The following is a 1565-nucleotide window of genomic DNA, read 5'->3' as shown; positions in this document are numbered from 1 at the left end:
CGTTTTCACTAATTATTTATACCTAAACATTACCAACTAGTTGACTCGTAAACTACGAGTAATTATGTAATTTTCTACAAAAATACCTAATTTAGTAGGTAAAAATACCTAATTAAGTGATTAAAATCAGTCTTTTGTATTAAATCTACTAATATTGTAATAATCCCTTGATAATTTGGCAATGCTTGTAATAGACTCTTAACTTGCTTGTAACTGAATTGCTTATCTACCTGTGGTACGATAGGCAAGTCAGAAATTTGAGGAGGGACAACCTATGAAGAAATTAGTAGCTAGTCTTGCTACAGGGTTCATTATTGCTGGCGCAGGAATCACAACCGTTTCAGCTGAGGAATATCAAGTAGAAAAAGGAGATAATCTCTGGAACATTGCAGAAGAATACAATACAACAGTTGATAATTTAGTTGAAATAAATGCATTAAAAACTACAGTAATTCAACCTAAGCAGAAGTTATTTATCAATGAAACATATAAGGTTCAGAAAGGCGATACGCTAATTGGCATTGGAAAAGTATTTAATGTCAAAGCTGAAGAAATCATGGAATGGAATAAGTTAGAGTCTGATTTAATTGTGATTGGTCAAGAGCTTGAAATTAAAGAAAGCATTAAGGATCAAAATTCACCTAAAGCAGAATCAACTGAATCAGCTGAGGTGGAAGCAAAACCTGCCAAGAAGCAGGAACCAAAGACAGTTAAAAAAGCTGAAACGAAAACTGAGTCGGTCAAAATAGAAAAAACAGCTAAACAAGACAATAATGATCCAGAAGGCAGAACAATTAGTGTATCTGCAACTGCTTATACTGCGGATTGTAATGGATGCTCGGGCGTAACGTACACTGGCATTGATTTAAATGCTAATCCAAATGCAAAAGTCATTGCAGTGGATCCTAGTGTGATCCCATTAGGTTCTGAAGTTTTTGTAGAAGGATATGGCTATGCTGTAGCAGGAGACATTGGTGGAGCAATCAATGGAAATGAAATTGATCTCCATGTTCAAACAAAAAGTGAAGCATATGCATGGGGTAGAAGAACAGTAAATGTAACAATCTTAAACTAAGCTAGATTAATAAAATAAAGCCAGCAATATAAAAGGAAAGCACTTAATTGGTGCTTTCCTTTTTTAGCGGGTAAGAAAGTATAAATCCTTTCTTACTGCATAAGTGCAACTAAGGCTTGGCGATAAGCTAAGTTTTCTTACGGCTGATATTAGTATAATATATTCAGGTTTTCCTATTAATCATAAGTTGTAAATCTTTATAGTTTAATGGATGAATGTGTGTCTTTTTCAATTGTTTGATTTGGATCACCTGATTGAGTGTAACCAAATATACCAAATCCTATAATAAGCATTAGAAAAAGAACAATTAATAACTTTTTAATTATTTTCTCCTCCAATCAGGGGGGTTGATAGGTTTAGTATAATTAAAAATAACCAACATTACTATAGTATTTTCTAAAGGAATGACATAACTTTCTTACAAAATTGTTAATATTAGACAAATATAGGTTATGGATGGTTGCTTGTTTAATGTATATACTGTATATGG

2 protein-coding genes are annotated in these 1565 nt (G+C 32.7%); one reads left to right on the top strand and one right to left on the bottom strand.

The window, feature by feature from the left end; translation table 11 throughout:
• The first annotated feature begins 274 nt into the window (after positions 1-274).
• Positions 275-1075 (top strand): LysM peptidoglycan-binding domain-containing protein, encoded by an 801-nt coding sequence (locus ACOI1D_RS21605; protein ID WP_422504255.1) that lies wholly within the window; start codon positions 275-277, stop codon positions 1073-1075.
• A 197-nt stretch (positions 1076-1272) separates the two neighbouring features.
• On the opposite strand, the gene ACOI1D_RS21600 is transcribed toward ACOI1D_RS21605, so the two are convergent.
• Positions 1273-1413 (bottom strand): hypothetical protein, encoded by a 141-nt coding sequence (locus ACOI1D_RS21600; protein WP_422504254.1) that lies wholly within the window; start codon positions 1411-1413, stop codon positions 1273-1275.
• Between the last annotated feature and the right edge of the window lie 152 nt (positions 1414-1565).

The organism is Virgibacillus sp. DJP39 (assembly GCF_049310925.1).
Lineage (GTDB): Bacteria > Bacillota > Bacilli > Bacillales > Amphibacillaceae > Virgibacillus_F.
Note: the sequence above shows the minus strand (reverse complement) of the source record. Positions and strands in the feature narration are given on the sequence as shown.